The organism is Pokkaliibacter sp. CJK22405, from assembly GCF_046614695.1.
Taxonomy (GTDB): domain Bacteria; phylum Pseudomonadota; class Gammaproteobacteria; order Pseudomonadales; family Balneatricaceae; genus Pokkaliibacter.
The window spans coordinates 19,236-35,634 of sequence record NZ_JBKKHQ010000031.1 but is presented as its reverse complement, the minus strand read 5'-3'; the positions used below and the strand labels follow the sequence as shown (position 1 = coordinate 35,634).

At 53.1% G+C, this 16,399-nt stretch carries 18 protein-coding genes; 15 read left to right on the top strand and 3 right to left on the bottom strand.

Features of this window, described 5'->3' with window-relative positions; translation table 11 throughout:
- The first annotated feature begins 185 nt into the window (after positions 1-185).
- Both ACKC9G_RS18600 and ACKC9G_RS18595 read left to right on the top strand, forming a co-directional pair.
- Positions 186-2,129: a protelomerase family protein gene (locus ACKC9G_RS18600; protein WP_411408237.1), complete on the top strand. Its 1,944-nt coding sequence runs from the start codon at positions 186-188 to the stop codon at positions 2,127-2,129.
- Positions 2,130-2,532: 403 nt separating this feature from the next.
- A complete protein-coding gene (locus ACKC9G_RS18595; protein WP_411408235.1) occupies positions 2,533-2,799 on the top strand; it encodes a helix-turn-helix domain-containing protein in 267 nt (88 codons plus the stop codon).
- Here the strand turns inward: ACKC9G_RS18595 and ACKC9G_RS18590 are convergent.
- The 3 genes from ACKC9G_RS18590 to ACKC9G_RS18580 all read right to left on the bottom strand — a co-directional run bounded on the left by ACKC9G_RS18590 (position 2,793) and on the right by ACKC9G_RS18580 (position 7,833).
- Positions 2,793-3,047 (bottom strand): hypothetical protein, encoded by a 255-nt coding sequence (locus tag ACKC9G_RS18590; RefSeq protein WP_411408233.1) that lies wholly within the window; start codon positions 3,045-3,047, stop codon positions 2,793-2,795. The genes ACKC9G_RS18595 and ACKC9G_RS18590 overlap by 7 nt on opposite strands.
- Positions 3,048-3,066: 19 nt before the next feature.
- On the bottom strand, positions 3,067-6,888 hold the full coding sequence (locus tag ACKC9G_RS18585) for a plasmid replication protein, CyRepA1 family (RefSeq protein ID WP_411408231.1): 3,822 nt from the start codon (positions 6,886-6,888) through the stop codon (positions 3,067-3,069).
- Positions 6,889-7,173: 285 nt separating this feature from the next.
- Positions 7,174-7,833, bottom strand: a complete 660-nt coding sequence (locus ACKC9G_RS18580) for a helix-turn-helix domain-containing protein (protein ID WP_411408229.1) — start codon at positions 7,831-7,833, stop codon at positions 7,174-7,176.
- Between the two features lie 106 nt (positions 7,834-7,939).
- On the opposite strand from ACKC9G_RS18580, the gene ACKC9G_RS18575 reads away from it, so the two are divergent.
- The 13 genes from ACKC9G_RS18575 to ACKC9G_RS18515 all read left to right on the top strand — a co-directional run bounded on the left by ACKC9G_RS18575 (position 7,940) and on the right by ACKC9G_RS18515 (position 16,380).
- Positions 7,940-8,509, top strand: coding sequence for a hypothetical protein (locus tag ACKC9G_RS18575; RefSeq protein WP_411408227.1), 570 nt, complete (start codon positions 7,940-7,942; stop codon positions 8,507-8,509).
- Positions 8,499-8,690 carry a hypothetical protein gene (locus ACKC9G_RS18570; RefSeq protein WP_411408225.1) on the top strand — a complete coding sequence of 64 codons (192 nt, stop codon included), beginning with the start codon at positions 8,499-8,501 and terminating at the stop codon, positions 8,688-8,690. Before ACKC9G_RS18575 ends, ACKC9G_RS18570 begins: the two co-directional genes overlap by 11 nt.
- Complete coding sequence (locus tag ACKC9G_RS18565) at positions 8,674-8,892, top strand: TraR/DksA C4-type zinc finger protein (protein WP_411408223.1); 219 nt, start codon at positions 8,674-8,676, stop codon at positions 8,890-8,892. Before ACKC9G_RS18570 ends, ACKC9G_RS18565 begins: the two co-directional genes overlap by 17 nt.
- A 3-nt stretch (positions 8,893-8,895) precedes the next feature.
- Positions 8,896-9,480, top strand: coding sequence for a bacteriophage antitermination protein Q (locus ACKC9G_RS18560; protein WP_411408221.1), 585 nt, complete (start codon positions 8,896-8,898; stop codon positions 9,478-9,480).
- Between the two features lie 376 nt (positions 9,481-9,856).
- On the top strand, positions 9,857-10,858 hold the full coding sequence (locus tag ACKC9G_RS18555) for a recombination-associated protein RdgC (RefSeq protein ID WP_411408219.1): 1,002 nt from the start codon (positions 9,857-9,859) through the stop codon (positions 10,856-10,858).
- Positions 10,855-12,537 carry a DNA cytosine methyltransferase gene (locus ACKC9G_RS18550; RefSeq protein WP_411408217.1) on the top strand — a complete coding sequence of 561 codons (1,683 nt, stop codon included), beginning with the start codon at positions 10,855-10,857 and terminating at the stop codon, positions 12,535-12,537. Before ACKC9G_RS18555 ends, ACKC9G_RS18550 begins: the two co-directional genes overlap by 4 nt.
- Positions 12,537-12,902, top strand: a complete 366-nt coding sequence (locus ACKC9G_RS18545) for a hypothetical protein (RefSeq protein ID WP_411408215.1) — start codon at positions 12,537-12,539, stop codon at positions 12,900-12,902. The genes ACKC9G_RS18550 and ACKC9G_RS18545 overlap by 1 nt, the downstream gene beginning before the upstream one ends.
- A 155-nt stretch (positions 12,903-13,057) precedes the next feature.
- Complete coding sequence (locus ACKC9G_RS18540) at positions 13,058-13,468, top strand: hypothetical protein (protein ID WP_411408213.1); 411 nt, start codon at positions 13,058-13,060, stop codon at positions 13,466-13,468.
- 238 nt (positions 13,469-13,706) lie between these two features.
- Positions 13,707-13,892 carry a hypothetical protein gene (locus tag ACKC9G_RS18535; protein ID WP_411408211.1) on the top strand — a complete coding sequence of 62 codons (186 nt, stop codon included), beginning with the start codon at positions 13,707-13,709 and terminating at the stop codon, positions 13,890-13,892.
- 176 nt (positions 13,893-14,068) lie between these two features.
- On the top strand, positions 14,069-14,383 hold the full coding sequence (locus ACKC9G_RS18530) for a hypothetical protein (RefSeq protein ID WP_411408209.1): 315 nt from the start codon (positions 14,069-14,071) through the stop codon (positions 14,381-14,383).
- On the top strand, positions 14,380-14,898 hold the full coding sequence (locus tag ACKC9G_RS18525) for a hypothetical protein (RefSeq protein WP_411408207.1): 519 nt from the start codon (positions 14,380-14,382) through the stop codon (positions 14,896-14,898). The genes ACKC9G_RS18530 and ACKC9G_RS18525 overlap by 4 nt, the downstream gene beginning before the upstream one ends.
- Positions 14,898-15,506 carry a hypothetical protein gene (locus ACKC9G_RS18520; protein ID WP_411408205.1) on the top strand — a complete coding sequence of 203 codons (609 nt, stop codon included), beginning with the start codon at positions 14,898-14,900 and terminating at the stop codon, positions 15,504-15,506. The genes ACKC9G_RS18525 and ACKC9G_RS18520 overlap by 1 nt, the downstream gene beginning before the upstream one ends.
- A 298-nt stretch (positions 15,507-15,804) precedes the next feature.
- Positions 15,805-16,380, top strand: a complete 576-nt coding sequence (locus ACKC9G_RS18515) for a terminase small subunit (protein WP_411408203.1) — start codon at positions 15,805-15,807, stop codon at positions 16,378-16,380.
- Positions 16,381-16,399 lie beyond the last annotated feature (19 nt).

Here is a 16,399-nt window from a genome sequence, read left to right as displayed (position 1 = left end):
GCCCACACCCTTACTCCACAACTGCCCATAACATCTAGCTAGATGTTATGGGCAGTTGTGGAGTAAGGGTGTGGGCAGTTAAATTGTGTGGGCAGTTATTTGGGCAGTTATTTGTCTTGACTTGTTGTTATGGGCAGTTATTATTCATATATTGATGTTATGGGCAGTTATTGGAGAGCTTCCAGATGAATAATGAGAAATATGGCGAGCTGATCGCCAGCATGAAAAGCTTCAGTGCGGGAACTTATGAAAGCGGGAAAGACGATCCTGCGACAATTAGTCGGCGGCTCAATGACTATTATCGTAGGCACCTGCGTGACAGCCTTGGCGTGACGTATAAGCATGAAAACGTAGCAGGACGGCGCGTGCTGGTGGTCGAGCCGGGGGAAATGCTAAGTGCCAGCGCGAGTAGTGGAATCATCGGGCACTGCATCAGTGCTATCCGCTCACTTCGGATGAAGCATCACCTCATCGAGAAAAACTTAGGGCTGGCTACACGGGAGCTGGCCCCGTATTTCGACAGCAAAACGCTAGATCTGCTCAGCCCTGATCGTGACCTTGATAGCCTGAGAGAAGACCTGACCCGGCTGCGGAAAAATGAAACCAGAGACATCCCACGGAGCCTGCTGGCGGGGGTGCGTATTGAGCACCATGGTGTCTACATCCTCAACGATATTTATCGGCGCCTACGCCAAGTCGCGACAGCAAACGATAAGAAGGCGCTGGGCAAGAAGCTAAAGAGTCAGGTGCTGGTTAATCCTACGTTCCCTGTAGCGCGCTCTCAGGAAGTGCTGAGCGCACTATCTAGCCCAGACCACTCATATTCCGTGCCTATCGTTGCCGCCGCGCTGGCTATCGTCACAGGACGGCGCCGTACAGAAATTTTCAAGACAGCAGAGTTTTCAACTAAAGGCGCTCCTGCTGGATACCTGCGCTTTAGTGGGCAGCTGAAAACCAAAGACAGACGGCTGTTTGATAATGTCGCACCCTACGACATTCCCTGCCTGGTCGAACCTGAGCTGGCAGTTAGCGGGCTAAAGTGGCTGCGCCAGCAGACCCGAAATGATGTTGTCTCATACATTGATGCCGCTGGTGTGGCCCAAGAGGGCGTGAAGGTTCGCGGTAAGCCTGCCACGGATGTCTATCATAATGAGGCAGTCGGGCAGCGCTACGGGGCCACTGCCGGTACCGCAACGCGTGCCTTCTTCGGATTCGCTGAGCTGAAGTTTAAAGACCTGCGGGCTATGTATACCGAGATTGGCTATGGCCGCTTTGCCCTACCGGGCGAATCTCGCAGTGCATACCGCACGCGTGTGCTTGGCCACAGCGCAGGCGATGATGAGGCCGGTAGCAGCCAACAGCATTATGAAGCATTTACACTCACCGATGAGGTGGAGACGGCAGAAGCTGTGCGTGCCGCTGGGCGCGAGAATACTGGCCTGATCAACTACCTGAAGCGGCATGGCGGGGTTATCGAAGAGTGGGCGCGCAGCCCCGCAGGGCAGCGCTTGCACGACTGGCTGTTAGACCAGGCACAGGCCGGTCTATCCGCTGAGCTGATCGACGCTGGATGGCTGAGAAAGTACGCGATTATTGATGGCAAAGAGCTGAATCACCGAACGATCAAAACGTATCTCGAAAAAATTCAGTGGGATGAAAACGTGCGCGCCACGTTATTAGAAGAAGAGAAAAACAAAGCGCCGGCGGCTGAAAACTTCGAAGATGATCAGGAGGCTGATGAAGAAAGTCCCGATGAAGAAAGTCCCGATGAAGCCCTTGACCTTGAGGACGTCAGCGAACTGGACGATGACGAAGATCAGGATGACATACCGGCCCATGCCACAGAGCAGATCATTATTCGCACCTCTAAGCGTGGGAAGTACTGGGTGGCACAGGCATTCTGGCAGGGCAAAATGCGCTATGAACTGCAGCAGCAGGGGCGCAAAGATGAGGCAGAGCAGGAGTGTCGCCGATTAGCTGAACGGGAACTACTTACTTATAAGGTCTACACAAACGGCGGCGGAAAAAGGGTCGATATTTTGATAGATGATAAGGTAGTGGCCACTGCCACAGGAGCCACTACCATGGAGGCAGGGCGAAAAGCCTATATGACTTTCACCGCTGCATGACACTCCAGATGAATAAAGCATGACGGAGCCTCTGGCTCCGTTTCTGCGTCTGGCCGCAGTGAAGTCAGGCGTTTAAGCCGTCCTATACGATCACCGAACAGCTCTAGGCCGATAGCCAGGGTTGAGCGGTTTACTGTATCAGCAGAGCATGAAAGCAGCTCATACAGTGCCCCCAGTCTTTCAACTTCAGTCGCTATGCTATCCAAAGTGTCAATGCTGACATTTATAGCGTCCATGTCGTCACCCCGTTTCCATATTTCATAATAATTGATACCGAAATCACTATAACTAGATCGATGTTGGAATAGGTTCAGCCTGACCGACAGAAATCAGCAACAACTTCAGCGTGGCCGACAGAATCGTGGATTTAGACCCCCGGAGAGGGCAGCGACTCTGCGCACGGATGCGCCAACAGAGAATGACCGTGAAGCGCTTAGCCGATCTGATGGATGTAGCTCACAGCACCGTGAGCGGATGGCGGCAAGGCAGAACTATGAGGCTGTGGCAGGTGGTAGCTACGTGTCACATTTTAGAATGCAGCACTGACTGGCTGCTATGGGGAGAGGCGTTTGAAGTTAGTACAGAGGAGCGGAAGCTCCTGAAAAAATGGCGGGCGATTCCAGCAATGAACCGCCGCGCGTTTTTGCAGCTGTTTACCGATCTCTATTGAGACCGTAAATGATGGGGTGTGCCAGTGCTGATGGCCGCTTCCTTCTCCTGCAGGTGTTTCAGATAGTCCTGCAGGTAGGCCAAGTAGCGGTCATCCTCAAGATAGAATCCATTACCTACGCCGTGACCTTGATTGTTGTACTCATCAAGCAAGTTCAGAACCAGCTGGTTAAATCTTACATCTGGCATTTTTTGCCAGATTTTTTCAATCACGCCCAGGACTTCTGGAATTCTGCTTGGGTTACGCATGCTCATTCCTCTCATGTTATCAAACGGCCTGCAGGTGGGTGCGGTGAGCGTCCCGTTGTGCTGCCAGCGCTTCAAAATAGGCCTGTAGCTGCAGGGTATCAAGCTCGCCGCTGAGCACCTGCTGGTACAGCTCCTCGCTGTGACCGACCCACTCCAGCGCCTCTCGTAGCGTCACCGCAATTTGACTGGGTAGTGCATCGCGGATTTTCTGCTCGACGGCCACGGTGATTTGGGGATGCTTTGCTAAGTTATATACATTACAAGGCAAAGTGTCCCTCCCATCGGAGTCCGCATGTTGCGTGGCCTGCAGGGTGTTTTGAGTAGGCAGGGTCATGGGGTCATAAGACTCGCTGGAGATATCGACCAGGCCCAGGCTGTGAACGCCTGCAGCAGCACGCAGCCCGACATAATGAACCACCTTCTGCCATGCCAGCGGGTTAATGTGATGAAGGTTACGCCCACGCGTTTTACGCTTGAGGGTTGTCAGACCAAAACGCGCCAGCCAGTTTTTAGCAAAGGCGACTGGGTCACGCGGTAAAGACTTGCTATCGATCATGGGGCCTGCATCGATAGCGTTGTATGCCTCAAGCGCCTGCTGATCGGCAGTGATCTGCTGCAGCAGTGCTTTACACTCATCGATACCGAACTCACCCTCACCAGTGAACGGGTCTATACCCAACGTGGCAAACAGCATCCGGTACCAGCGCTGCATAACAACTTTGTGCCGGTGCCTGATCCCGACAACCTTCCCGCGTCGTTGTGCATCATCATAGGCCTTCGCCTGAGTCTCGGTTGCTTGCAGGAGCTCAAGGCGGTTGATGTAGCGCACACCGTTATCATCAAGAAACTCGATGCTGTCAGGGTTCACCGTGTCACAGAGCGTGGTTTCTATAGCATACCTTGCCAGCTGCGCCTGTTCTGCCTGACTGCGCACCTCGGCGCGCTGAAGCCGTTGTGCGGCCTCTTCTTCTGGGGTCTCTTCGGAGGTCACCAGCGCCACCCACTTTGCAAAAGCAGCCTCGCGGCCAGTCTTGCTTTGTTCACGACCTATTTCTGCCTCGATCTCATCAGCCGCCAGAGCGTCGACTTTCCAGCCTTCCGCCATCATCATGAGCAGCAGGCTGTTAGCGTAGTCATTCCGCGATTTATTATCGCTGGCCATAAAATCGATAGCGACTTCATCAAACAGTGTTTTTTGACGAATGAATGCGACCTGGCCGACTTCTTCTTCCATTGCCCATGTCATGGCATCCGCCGTCAAACGGCCACGCCAGATAGCATCGCGGTCAGTCGGTCGGTGGCGTGACTGGATATTGAGTCCGATCAGGTAGGTTTTTGCGGTACGGTCACGGCGCAACATCTGCGTCACATCGGCTGGACTTACGGTGCCGGTAAAAATGCCGACATGGTGAGTAAAGTGCGGCGTGGTAATAGATACGCCAGAGCTAATGCTCGGGCTGTATATGATGCAGTCCCAGTTCACGCATTCAGCATTAGGATTCTGCTGGAATCGCTGGACATCCTCATCGGCCTTGCTGTCAGACAAAACGCCTAAAACCTTGCGCGTGGGGTCGATGGTCCGCAGCGTTTCGACAAGCCCCTTCACTTCTTCAGCGCTGTCAGCGCAGATCAGAGGCTTACCACCTGCCGCAAAAATATCAGCCGCCTGCTTGTAGACTTGATAACGCTCCCCATGCAGCACTCGGATATCGTCAGGCTGTCCTTCAACTTCGATCACATAAATCGGCTCGCCTGGTCGCGCCAGCTCAGCAAAGCTGATCAGCTGGTCATTAGCACCGGCATCCGCCAAAACGACCTGACGGGTGTGGCGCATGGCATTGACCAGGGCATCAAACACACGCACGGGGGAGTCGCATGCAGATCCGTCAACAATGTGGCGTACCACCTGAGTGGCTTCATCGATACTCAAGTGATCCAACGTCTCAAACCAGCTGGTGCCTTCATTATTGAAAAACGCCGGTTTGATCATGCTGTTAACACAGCAGGCCATGTGAGTAGTGTCGAACATTTCAAACCAGCTTAGGTCTGAGTAATTGCGCACGCGCTGACCAGACTGGCTCAGGCGTGATGCCGCATCGCCCACAAGACTAATGCGGTGAGCAATGTAAGCCGCTTTTCGTGACTGGGTCATCAGTGGGCTGATTATCTTTTCGGTTTTTCCACTCCCCATCGGGGCGCGCACGATAAAGACGCCATCACCTGTCATCTGGATAAAGTCCAGAACACGCTGGGGAATCGCCATACGGCGAGAGCCATCAGGCATCGTCTGATAATCAACAGGCAGGCGGATGTGACGGATATGAGCCTGTTCGATTTTTTCGCGCGTAAAACCGCCAACGGCCCGCGCCTGTGAGAATTTCTTTGCAGCCAGCCACTTCAGGCGCTGGTGTATCTCCTGCCAGTTTACGCGGTCAGCTAAGTGCGCCGGACAATGTGCACGAATACGCTCACAAAGCTGTTTTCCGCTCATATTGACCGGAATTTGGGACATTCCAATGTTGACGGTTTTCTTGATTAAATCGGTAATATTGGCCGGGTTTCTATCGTGTGAGCCATCGGCGGCAAACTGCAGCGAGTACAGAGCCAGATCGAGCTTCTTGGCTGGTAGCCAAGCCCAGGCCCCTTTGCTTCTGATCTGCTCTGATACCAGCCGGATACCGCCCAGAACGTGCAGGTCATTCCAGTCAGTCTTGGCGAAAGCCTGCTGCTGGGTGAAGGCTGAGAAGCTGGGCATTAGGGATTTGATGCCTAATTTCTCGCGCAATTCGACAGCGACCAATGCGCCAGTGTTGCCAGCCTTTGGCTTCCACTGGTCATTATCAGCGAAATTGCGAATAGTGAGATTGGTACGCTGCTTGTATTCAGCGATCACCGGCATGAGGTTGCTGGCACTGATACAAACGACCATTACGGCATTGGTGGCCAGATTAATAGAGGCGGCGGTAGCGAAACCCTCAGCAGTGCCGATAGTACGCGTCCGTTTAATGTCACCAATAACGATGTGCGCCCCTTTAAACTGCCCGGATCGGACAGATACGGTCTGGCGCTTCTGGTTTTCATACAGACGCTGCAGGCCACAGTACTCCCCATGGATGTTTTGCAGCCGCAGGGCTGAGAATTCGCCCATGCTGTCGCGCATCCTTGCCATTTCAACACGCTGAGCAATTGAGCTGATCTGTTTGCGCTGCAGATAGGGCGCGCTGCCATCTTCGATACCGAGCCACTCAACGGTGGCCTTCACCGCCTGCTTTTTTCGTTTATCAAAGCGCAGGTATTCAGCATCGGCCTGCTGCTCCCAGCATGCCTGGTATGCCGCATGTTCAGATTGCAGGCACTGCTCTTCCAGTTCCCGCTGTTTGCGGCGCGCTTCAGCTTCAGCTTCACGCTTTTTCCTGCGCTCTTCCTGCAGCGCTTTACGGCGCGCTTCAGCTGCTGAGTCTTTGATGCCTTTATCAGCTTTGAACAGTTCCCACAGCGCGCTCAAACCATCCCAATGGCTGGGCATGCGCGATGCGCGCTGACTGTTTGCCGAAACGATGGGGTAAACGATGCCGTCTTTATGACGTAGACCGGTATAGAGTTTGGCGCGGCCCTGATCGGCCTTTTCGAGGTATTTTGTGTGCTTGGGGTGCAGGCCTGAGTCTTTGCCGCTCAACCAGTCCAAACCGCCGAAGCCGGTGGCGTCAAAATCGATACCCGACTGAGCTACGGCGTCAGCAATTTGCGCAGAGCAGTACTCAGCCAGAGAGACGGGGTCAGAATTGAAACGAGCCTGATAATAGGCCGCTAAAGAGGAGTGCGCGCTACGTTCCGTTGTCATTAGGCATCCGCAAAAGTCATGCGCTTATTTAAATAAACAAATAAATAAGCTCAAAAGAATTTGCGTTAGCGTCTGCATGTTCCTAAAATCCGAGTTCTGACAGTGCTTTTTTTGTGGATTCGGATTCTATTTTTGGGTTTGGATTTTAGGAACAAGAACAAGCACCTCTGAAGCCGGGCTGCAACCCGGCTTTTCTTTTTTCTGGGTTGAGATACTTGCGCGGCAGGCACTAACAATCTGCCGCTAATTTAAAATTTTAATTTTTTTTAGTCAATTTAAATACTGTTAGAATTCCTTAAAGGCGGCGACGACAATGCCGCAGATCTCCGTACTTTCATTGATCTCAAAAGCCGAATACTGAGTATTCAACGGCTTAAGATACTTCTTGTTACCATCGATGATCAACTGCTTAAACGTGCAGTTGTCGCTGCCATTTTCTCTAGCAATAACAAAGCTCTTGTGATCGGCTTGCCGCTTCGGCTCAACAATCAATAAGTACCCATCTGGGAAGCTAGGCCCAACCATCGCGGTCATTGAATCACCGCGCACTTCTAATGCAAACGCAGACTTAGTGGTTCTGATCGGTGCCGGTATCATCTTCGCACTCGCTGGATCGGCGGGAATGCTCTCTGACCAGCAGCCAGCCTGAACCCAGCTCAATAGAGGCACCCGCTGTGGCTCTAAAATCTTCCCTGGAATCGTTTGCTTGATATCAGCATCTTGGTTTCGCGCGCGCTCCAGCAGATCACCCAACTGAAACCCCATGACTTCGCACCACGATATTAAGTGCCAGATATTGGGTGTGCGCTGCCCTCGTTCGACAACAGACCAGTTGCCAGCATTAATTCGCCCAAGAGTCGCATCGCTGAGATCAAGTAGAGTCCAGCCGCGCTCTTTTCGTATTTGGAGCAGTAGCGCTCCTAGCTGTTTCTGAAGTTCTTCCACGTTGATCCCTACAAAATTAAATCTATCTTTTAAATCGTGGTTAAGTTATGTAATATTTTAAATTATCCATGTGATAACCACTCCAAACCCCACGCACGGAGGCGTTATGCAGTCAGAAAATCACATCATCCTGAGCTTTACGCGCCAAGCGGTGGCTGACACCAGCTTGTCGCTTGATCATTTCTCGTTACGCGTCCTGCTTCCGAAGCTCGCTGAGCATGGGCTGGTTGACGCCAGTGCAGATAACGTTAAGCAGTACGAGAGCACCTGTAACCGTATTCGCACCCGCATTCGCAAGATCATGACCGGCGACATGCTATTCCCCATGGAATGGAAATGGCCGTGGATCAACTCGCTACCTGCTCCGTATCAAGATGAATGCCGCCGCTCGTTGGCTGCGATAGCAGGTCTGCTTTACATCCCAGCAGCTGCGCTGACGGAGTCTTTCCTTGATAAAAAAGTCCTGGCGGCTGATATCGCCGGATTCATGCGAGAAACCGCCGAGGTACTGAGTGCTGCCGCACCAGCTGCCGATGGTCAGTATGACCACCTTGACTCTATCGATGAGTGCAACCGCCTGATTGATGAGCTGGATGATGTCATCAGCCTCGCCACGCTGGAGAAGTTGAAGATCACCACAGCCACCGGCGCCAAGGGCACTCGTTATGCAGTCTGAACGCACTGCCATCATGAGCGAAACCGCAAACGAAACTCAGGCCCTCTGGCTTAAAGAGGCCATGCTTGATGGCAGTGTTTTGCCGCACCAGAGTTCATACGAAGCAGAACGTCTCCGGCAGAACGCCAAACAGACCAACCTATTTATTCTAGAGAAAAAGCAATATGGCCGACTCCGCTGATGAGGCACAGGGCATTTCTGATTTTAATCTTGCCCTACAGCTTAGCAAAGTAAACGCCCGCGAGGGCGGTCTTGATCATGAGCGTTGCGAAAATTGCGACGATGAAATTCCAGAGGCCAGACGCAAAGCGGTGCCGGGCTGTGAGCTGTGTAGCTTCTGCCAGACCCTGAAAGAGCGTCGCGCCCAACTTTACGCGGGGTAAATCATGAAGCGTCAAGCGCACGATCACACGTGGTTACGAGAGCAGCTGATAGCAGCCCTGAACATCGAGGCCCGTAGTCGTTCGCTTGACCCTACCGCCGAAACCTGTGGAGTGCGTCAAAGTGGCCACGCCATGCTGGTGCCACCGTACTATGGCACTCGTCACCGCCTGCTGGCTGCGGCGGTCGCCCAGCTACCAGACCGCCACCGTCGCTGGGTACGCTTTTGCTATGTAACTACGCCAGATTGGGATGATGAAAAGGCCGTAACCTGCAACGCATGGGTGCAGCTTTTTCCTGAATTCAAAAACCTGCGTGAAAAGACACAGACGGCTATCAAGTCGCTGCTGTGGGCCTGCCAGCAGAATCAAAAGACCCTAATCGTTGATGAGCGCCAGCTGTATACCAACAAGCGCATGTGTGAGCTGATGCGGATTGATCCGGCGCATTGGTCGCGTGACTGGTCTGGCCGTTGGGATCGGATGCAGAAAGAGTTTGCCGCCATGGATAGCGAGGCGCTGGACGCCACGCTGATGGTTTACCAGCGCCTGCGAGAAGAGCACCGCGCACAATCGCAGTCTGCCGCATGAGCTTGTCGCTGACACCCTGCCGCATCTGCTCGGGCCAGCCTTCTCTGACAGTGTCAGGAAGCCGCTGCTGCTACCGCTGCGACACCTGCCGTGCTTATAGCCCACCGGCCAGCTCAGAAGAGTGCGCCGAGTATGAGTGGGAACGCTTCAATCAAGAGCAGCGCTCCTGTATTGGTTGCGCTGGCCAGCCCCGCTTCAAGATTCAAAAAGACACCCGCCTCAATCTGATGGAATGCATCAGTTGCGGGCACCAAACCGCCGCCTGTCATAGCCCGCAAGGGGCACTAACAGCGTGGCACCGTGAGAATGACGCCTCAGACCCCCACCTTAAAAATCTGTGGCGTGTCGACCACCAGAGACAGCAAGGAAACAGCGTATGAACGTCGTTTTTTATCAGATCACTAAACCACTCAATATCGCTCTGCTTAAGGCAGTTATCGATGAAAAACTGCAGGAGTTACCTTTCACCAACTGCTCGACGCAAGAGGCTCAGCGTTTGGGGTTTGTCTGCGCGGTACCAGGCACTGCCGACGAAACATCCACGGATGAGCCATGGCATTTGGATTTGCCGAATGCTCTGGTTGTAAGGATCAAAGAGCAGCAGAAAAAAGTCAGCAAGCGCGCGCATGCTAAAGAGGTGGAGCGTCGCGCAAATCTGGTGATGGAAGAGCAGGGCCGACGAGTAAATAAGAAAGAGCGGCAGGATATTAAAGACCAGGTGATGTTAGAAATGCTGCCTCGCACTTACCCTGAAGATCGCTATTTTGCGATCACTATCACCTCTCATTGGGTGGCGGTGCCTGTAACCGGCTACTCTGCCGCTGAGTCGCTTCTCAGCTTCATCCGTGAAGCATTGGGCACGTTTCCTGTGATCCCGGTGCGAGTGATGAACTCTCCTGAAGTAGTGATGACCAGCTGGATTAACAACGGAGCGGGTCCAGATGATGATGTGACGCTATTTGGCACAATGACTCTGGCCGATCCTGCCGACGATGGTGTTCGGATATCGTGCCGTGATATTGAACCGTTCGGTGATGAGGTGCGCGCGCACTTGGAGGCTGGGCGCCGGGTCACATCTGTCGGCGTGATGATTGAGAACCTGTTCGGCGCTGTTATTTCTTCCGATCTTATTTTTAAGAACTTCCAGCTGGCTGAATTTTTACAAGAGGAGCTTGAGCATACTAAGACAGATACGACGGCAGCTGAATATGCCGCGTGGCATATCATCATGGCCGACGCGATGGATCAGGCTGTTCAGTGTCTGCCGCGCTGGTTTGGTTCTGACCAAGAAGTGGCGCTGCCAGCTGTAATGACTCAGGCTCAGCGCAATGAGTTTATGCAGAAGCTGTCAAAAGCGATGGCGGAGGATGCGGAATGAACCTAACAACTCATATCCGCGAGATTCGCCATTTTCACCTGTTCTGCGGGTTAGGCGGAGGTGCCGCTGGTTTTAATCGAAGTTCAGCACGGGTGGGAAGCCTGGAGGCAAAGTTTCGCTGCATTGGCGGCGTTGATGTTGATGCGGCAGCTATCCGCGACTTTGGCACGTTAACTGGTGCCACCGGCACAGTGCTCGATATGTTCGACCGTAGCCAGTACCAGGACTTCCACGGAAAGCAGCCACCAGCGGAATGGAAAGAGGCCACGCCCCAAGACATTCAGCGAGCGGCGGGCAATGAGCGTCCCCACATCGTCTTTCTATCAGCGCCCTGTAAAGGTTTTTCGGGTCTATTAAATGAGGCTCGAAGCAAGACAGCGAAATATCAGGCGCTTAATCGACTGACTCTGCGTGGTATCTGGCTGATGTTGGAGGCATTTGCCAGCGACCTGCCAGAGATGATCATTTTTGAAAATGTCCCGCGCATCGCTAACCGTGGCCGCCCATTGCTTGACCAGATCAACGCTTTGCTGCAGCGCTATGGCTATGCGGTAGCAGAGACAACCCACGACTGTGGGGAGATTGGCGGCCTTGCTCAGTCTAGAAAACGCTTTCTAATGGTGGCCAGAAATATTGAGAAGGTGCCGCCCTTTCTATATGAGCCAGAGCGCCGCCCTCTTTGCGCCGTTGGTGATGTGCTTTCTCGTCTGCCATTGCCTGGCAGTCAGAACGCAGGGCCGATGCATCGCGTGCCATCTTTGCAGTGGAAAACTTGGGTGCGCTTGGCATTTGTTGAGGCAGGTGGCGATTGGAGAAGCCTGCGCCGACTTAACGTTAAAGATGGTTACCTGACTGACTACCTGATTGTGCCGGAATACCGCAGAGGGTTCTTAGGCGTTAACAACTGGCACGAGCCTGTTGGGACGGTGGCAGGCAGGACGGGGCCAACTAATGGCAAGTTTTCAATTGCTGATCCACGCGGAACCTTGACGAGCGAATATGCGCAATATGGAGTTATGGACTGGGGCCATTCTTCTGGCGCCATCACGTCACAATCAAAGCCTGGTGGTGGCCGCTTCAGCGTTGCAGATCCGCGCCCAGCGGATAATGCGTATGGCGTGAAGTACTCGGTCGTGCCGTTTGATAAGCCTGCGAGAACAGTTATTAGCGGGTCGACTACTGGGCAGGATGCCTTTGCAGTTGCTGATCCGCGCTCAGGTATGCGTGGTGATCGAGAGCACTATCAGACTGGTGGCCATTACGGCGTTTTAGGCTGGACTGACAAATCAGGTGCTGTGTCAGCATCCGCGAGCCACGACAATGGGAAGTGGAGTATTGCAGATCCGCGCTTGCCTTCCGCAGATGAAAAGACGTTGGCGGTCATTCAGTCACTGGATGGTACTTGGCACCGCCCATTTACCACACTAGAACTGGCTGCGCTGCAGGGACTGGTTGATCCAGAAGTTCAGCTGGAGCTGGATGGCTTGAACGATATGGCATGGCGCGAACGTATTGGTAATGCAGTGCCGGCACCTGCAGCGGAGGCCATTGGCAATGTGATGGGCACAACATTGTTGCTTGCCTGGTCTGGTGAGACTTTTATGCTGAGTGCTCAGCCTATTTGGGTGAAGCCACTCGCCGCCGCGCTGAGTCTAAACATTGATGGAGCACTACAATAATGGAAATGGACGCGACAACAGTCATGATGGCCACTATTGCTGCAATGCAGGCCGGTGCGAATGGCGATGAGACTCCTGACAAAAAACATTGGCTGGCACCTGCCTACAAAGCAGGCGCTGATCTTGTGGCGAGAAAACCAGTGGCCGAGCTTCAGTCGTTTATTGCCCCGCCATGGCCACTACCATCACCTGCCCACATTCTTGGCGGCGTTATTGAGAATCATCTGCCGCTGTTCGATGATGACGATGCGCGCGCGTTATGCGATCACTTCAATGGATTGGAGAGTGAGGGGATGGATCAGGCACGTGAGACCTTGGCATGGGTGACCAACCGGATGAGACGGCCAAGGCCCAAGGTTACTTGATTATATAAATAAATAAATTAGACGAGGCCCGCATATAGCGGGCTTCTTTGTTTTCAAATGTTGTCGTGATAGTGCTGGTTTTATTTGTTGAAATATGGGGCGCCCCATATGATAATGATCTTAACAAAACGGCAAACCACAGAGCGAGACAGGTCATGGAATACAAGCTGAAAATCACGGAAGTAGAAAAGTCACTCGACAGTGAGGGCAAGCCAGCTTTGAAAGTTAAACTGGATACAGACTTCCAGCACTTGAACAACAACAAAATCGTGGTATGCGCAGAGGTTTACTTTAATAACGACCGTGACTATCACATCGAGCAGTATTCTGATGTTGATGGCCCGTTCGACTACTCTGATGTCGATGCGTACTTATACGCCGATGTTTGGCGCTGCTGTGAGGCCGCCCTGTCTAATTTTCATGGACATATCAATACTGCGCGCTCGGTAGAGCTGAGTGGCCGATTCCAGTACCGCGAACGTGAAGAGAGTGATATCCGCGCTGCTAAAGCAGCATTGGGTGAAAAGTATGAAGAGATAATCAAATTTCTAAACAGCGCTGTCTGAGGGCCAGGGTAATGAGAGAGGTGGTAAACGTTCACAGAAGCAATAGGCATGGTGCAGGCTACGAGTATGCCATCACTGATGCGCGAAAGAAGATGATCGTTGGCGGCGAACGCTGCGGCTCTGATCCAGAGTCAGCAGCAGCGCATATCACATCTATAATGATGGGAAGGCCGCGAGCCTTTCTTTCAGCACCTCCTGAAGTAAAGAAATACATCCCAAAAGAATTTGGTGGTTACGCATGACAACACCAGCACAGCAGCGCGCCTATGACAGGCGCGAGAAGAAAAGGAAAGATGATCCTCGGCTCCAAGTTAGGGGCGTGACTGAGGAGCAAAAAGCAGCCATCAAGGCCAGCAAATACTCAGCAGCCCAGGTATTGGCCGCTGGCATGGAGCAGCTTGGAATCACCACGACTGCCAAGTGATTTAATTATTTAATTAAACGAGTAAACAATTGCTTGCCAATTGGTGAGATAAATGGCATCGTTTTTATAAAGTTGGATAACTACGCAATTATTTAGCACAAAGGGCGCCGGATGCGCCCTTTGTCGTTTCTACTGAACCCGCCTTGTGCGGGTTTTTTCGTTTCCGGGGCGCGGGTATGACAGAGAAAGAACTAGGGCTGGGCGGTGACGCGCTGTCCTTCTGGTCAGACCCGTTGATGTGGATATGTGTAGGCATGGTCATCATAGGCGTTTTTTCAAAGTACCTGATGAGCAAAGAGGTCATCACCGCTAAGCAGCTGCTTGGCGAAGTCCTCGCGTCTGGAATCGGTGCTATCGGCATCTATGCGGCAGGCATCCTGCGTGGGAACTCTCCCACTGAACAGGTGGTGTACGCATCCCTCATGTCCCTCGGTGGTCTTCACTTAATCCAGCGCACGCTGCAGGCATTTAATAAGAGGGTGATCCCATGACGGCATTTTGTGGACTGGGCTACGGCCTGATTAATCAGCAGCACGCGCTGGATACGGCGGTAGCGGTTTGCGATGTTATTGGCCATGGGAGCAACCGCAAGGCAGTTCACCTGGTGCTGGAAACCTGCGCTCAGGAAACACACCTCGGCCAATATCCTGACCCGACCGTGAACTATGCAGGCGCCGGTCTGGCACAGTGTGATCGCGGAACCTTCGACTGGCTGCAGGCCCAGTACTCCAGCCACCCGTTAGCGACTAAGCTGCGCCAGCGTTTTGATGTTCATCTTGAAAAGGTCCAGTACGCTGAGCTGTATCACAGCCCGCTGATTGCGATGATCTTTTGCCGCTTGCGCTTCTTCATTGTGCCATCGCTCATCCCTGATGATCTGGAGGGCCGAGCAGCATATTGGAAGAAGTGGTACAACTCGACGGCGGGTAAGGGCCAGCCAGAGGAGTACATTAAGAACGCGGCCTTAGCAGCCCCATTGATCGAACAGTTCGAGGCGTATGCATAATGGACCCACTAACGTTGATTGCATTGGCCAGCGGCCTGGTACAAAAAACAGGCCTCGGCGATAAGATCGGCTCATGGCTTGGCGGCGATAAGGGCGCGGCAGTTGCTGACAAGGTGCTGGACGTCGCTCAGTCCGTCACGGGCCTGAAAGATCCAAAAGAAGCAGCAGCGGCTCTGCATGCAGATCGGCAGCTGATGATCCAGTTCGAGCAGGCACTGCTGACGCATGAAGAGAAGCTGGCTACACTGGCATATGCGGATATTGCGGATGCACGTGATATGCAGAAGGTGGCACTTAAGCAAGAGGACGCCTTCTCGAAGCGATTCATGTACTACTTCGCTTTCCTTTGGAGCATCTTCTCGATGAGCTATGTCACCGCCGTGACATTCTGTGAGATCCCGGCAGCAGCGCAAGGCAATGCTCAGCTGGTGCTTGGTGGAGTGGTGGTAACGTCACTGGGCGGCCTTTTTCAGTTTTTCTTTGGCTCCAGTAGCGGCAGTCACTCAAAAGGCCTGGGGCAAAAACAGGTGATCGATCATCTTCTGGCCAAGCAGGGCGCTCAGACGCCAGCTTTACCGCAAAATTCGCACCAAAACGGTGCAAAATAGGCTATTTTCGGCCCTTTCTGGAAAAGTGTGCGGATCACGCCAAAAAAAGGGCGCGGGTCCTTCCTAGAACCTCTTTTCCTCTCGGGCGAAGTAACCGTGGTTTTTGCCTCTGGTGGGCAAAAAAAATCGAGTCCTTTCTCCTTTCTTGAGATATGCAGTAGGACTCGGTCAAATCGGGCTGCAGCGCCGTGGGGGCGCTGTGGCCCACCTCTCATAAACCTCAGATAGACCATCACCTAGAAAGGATTTATTTGTTTATTTAAATGAATAAATCAGAAAACGGAGTCCTTTCTCGCTGATGGCCAAGATCGTCAATAAAAACGAATTTGCAGAGATCATTGGCAAGTCTCCACGCTGGGTAACTGAGCTGATGGAGAAAGGCCTGCCGCATACAGGCGGTGGCGGCAAAGGCGTACCTGTAAAAATTGAGACGGCGCAGGCTATCGCCTGGTTGATCCAGAATGAGCTGGCAAAGCACATCGATTTAGATGGCGAGGAGCCATCTGGCGGCAAAAAAGACAGCGAAGACATCGCGCTAAAGCGCGCCCGCCGCGAGCAGATTGAACTGAACACGGCTATCAAGCGCGGCACAGTAGCACCGATTGCCGGCTTCATGGATTTAGCACAAAGCATCGCATCCGTGTGGGCCAGCGGTCTGGACGGACTCGCCAGCAGAACCTGTGGGGTATTGGCAGGGATGGATGATGCTGCAGAGATTCGGCAGTACCTGTATGCAGAAACACGTCAAATCAGAGCCAGCACGTCTCTCAGACTCCTGGAGTCTATTTCAGGACTCGCTGAAGAAGCTGCTGACCGTTGGTCTGGTGCAGATAGCAACGACGATCAATTCACCACCGGCGAGGACGGCGAGTGAGTGGGCACGTGCCAGTCGC

Coding starts and splice junctions, on each gene's coding strand:
- ACKC9G_RS18600 (WP_411408237.1), top strand. CDS start 186: ATGAATAATGAGAAATATGGCGAGCTGATCGCCAGCATGAAAAGCTTC.
- ACKC9G_RS18595 (WP_411408235.1), top strand. CDS start 2,533: ATGCGCCAACAGAGAATGACCGTGAAGCGCTTAGCCGATCTGATGGAT.
- ACKC9G_RS18590 (WP_411408233.1), bottom strand. CDS start 3,047: ATGCGTAACCCAAGCAGAATTCCAGAAGTCCTGGGCGTGATTGAAAAA.
- ACKC9G_RS18585 (WP_411408231.1), bottom strand. CDS start 6,888: ATGACAACGGAACGTAGCGCGCACTCCTCTTTAGCGGCCTATTATCAG.
- ACKC9G_RS18575 (WP_411408227.1), top strand. CDS start 7,940: ATGCAGTCAGAAAATCACATCATCCTGAGCTTTACGCGCCAAGCGGTG.
- ACKC9G_RS18570 (WP_411408225.1), top strand. CDS start 8,499: ATGCAGTCTGAACGCACTGCCATCATGAGCGAAACCGCAAACGAAACT.
- ACKC9G_RS18565 (WP_411408223.1), top strand. CDS start 8,674: ATGGCCGACTCCGCTGATGAGGCACAGGGCATTTCTGATTTTAATCTT.
- ACKC9G_RS18560 (WP_411408221.1), top strand. CDS start 8,896: ATGAAGCGTCAAGCGCACGATCACACGTGGTTACGAGAGCAGCTGATA.
- ACKC9G_RS18555 (WP_411408219.1), top strand. CDS start 9,857: ATGAACGTCGTTTTTTATCAGATCACTAAACCACTCAATATCGCTCTG.
- ACKC9G_RS18550 (WP_411408217.1), top strand. CDS start 10,855: ATGAACCTAACAACTCATATCCGCGAGATTCGCCATTTTCACCTGTTC.
- ACKC9G_RS18545 (WP_411408215.1), top strand. CDS start 12,537: ATGGAAATGGACGCGACAACAGTCATGATGGCCACTATTGCTGCAATG.
- ACKC9G_RS18540 (WP_411408213.1), top strand. CDS start 13,058: ATGGAATACAAGCTGAAAATCACGGAAGTAGAAAAGTCACTCGACAGT.
- ACKC9G_RS18535 (WP_411408211.1), top strand. CDS start 13,707: ATGACAACACCAGCACAGCAGCGCGCCTATGACAGGCGCGAGAAGAAA.
- ACKC9G_RS18530 (WP_411408209.1), top strand. CDS start 14,069: ATGACAGAGAAAGAACTAGGGCTGGGCGGTGACGCGCTGTCCTTCTGG.
- ACKC9G_RS18525 (WP_411408207.1), top strand. CDS start 14,380: ATGACGGCATTTTGTGGACTGGGCTACGGCCTGATTAATCAGCAGCAC.
- ACKC9G_RS18520 (WP_411408205.1), top strand. CDS start 14,898: ATGGACCCACTAACGTTGATTGCATTGGCCAGCGGCCTGGTACAAAAA.
- ACKC9G_RS18515 (WP_411408203.1), top strand. CDS start 15,805: ATGGCCAAGATCGTCAATAAAAACGAATTTGCAGAGATCATTGGCAAG.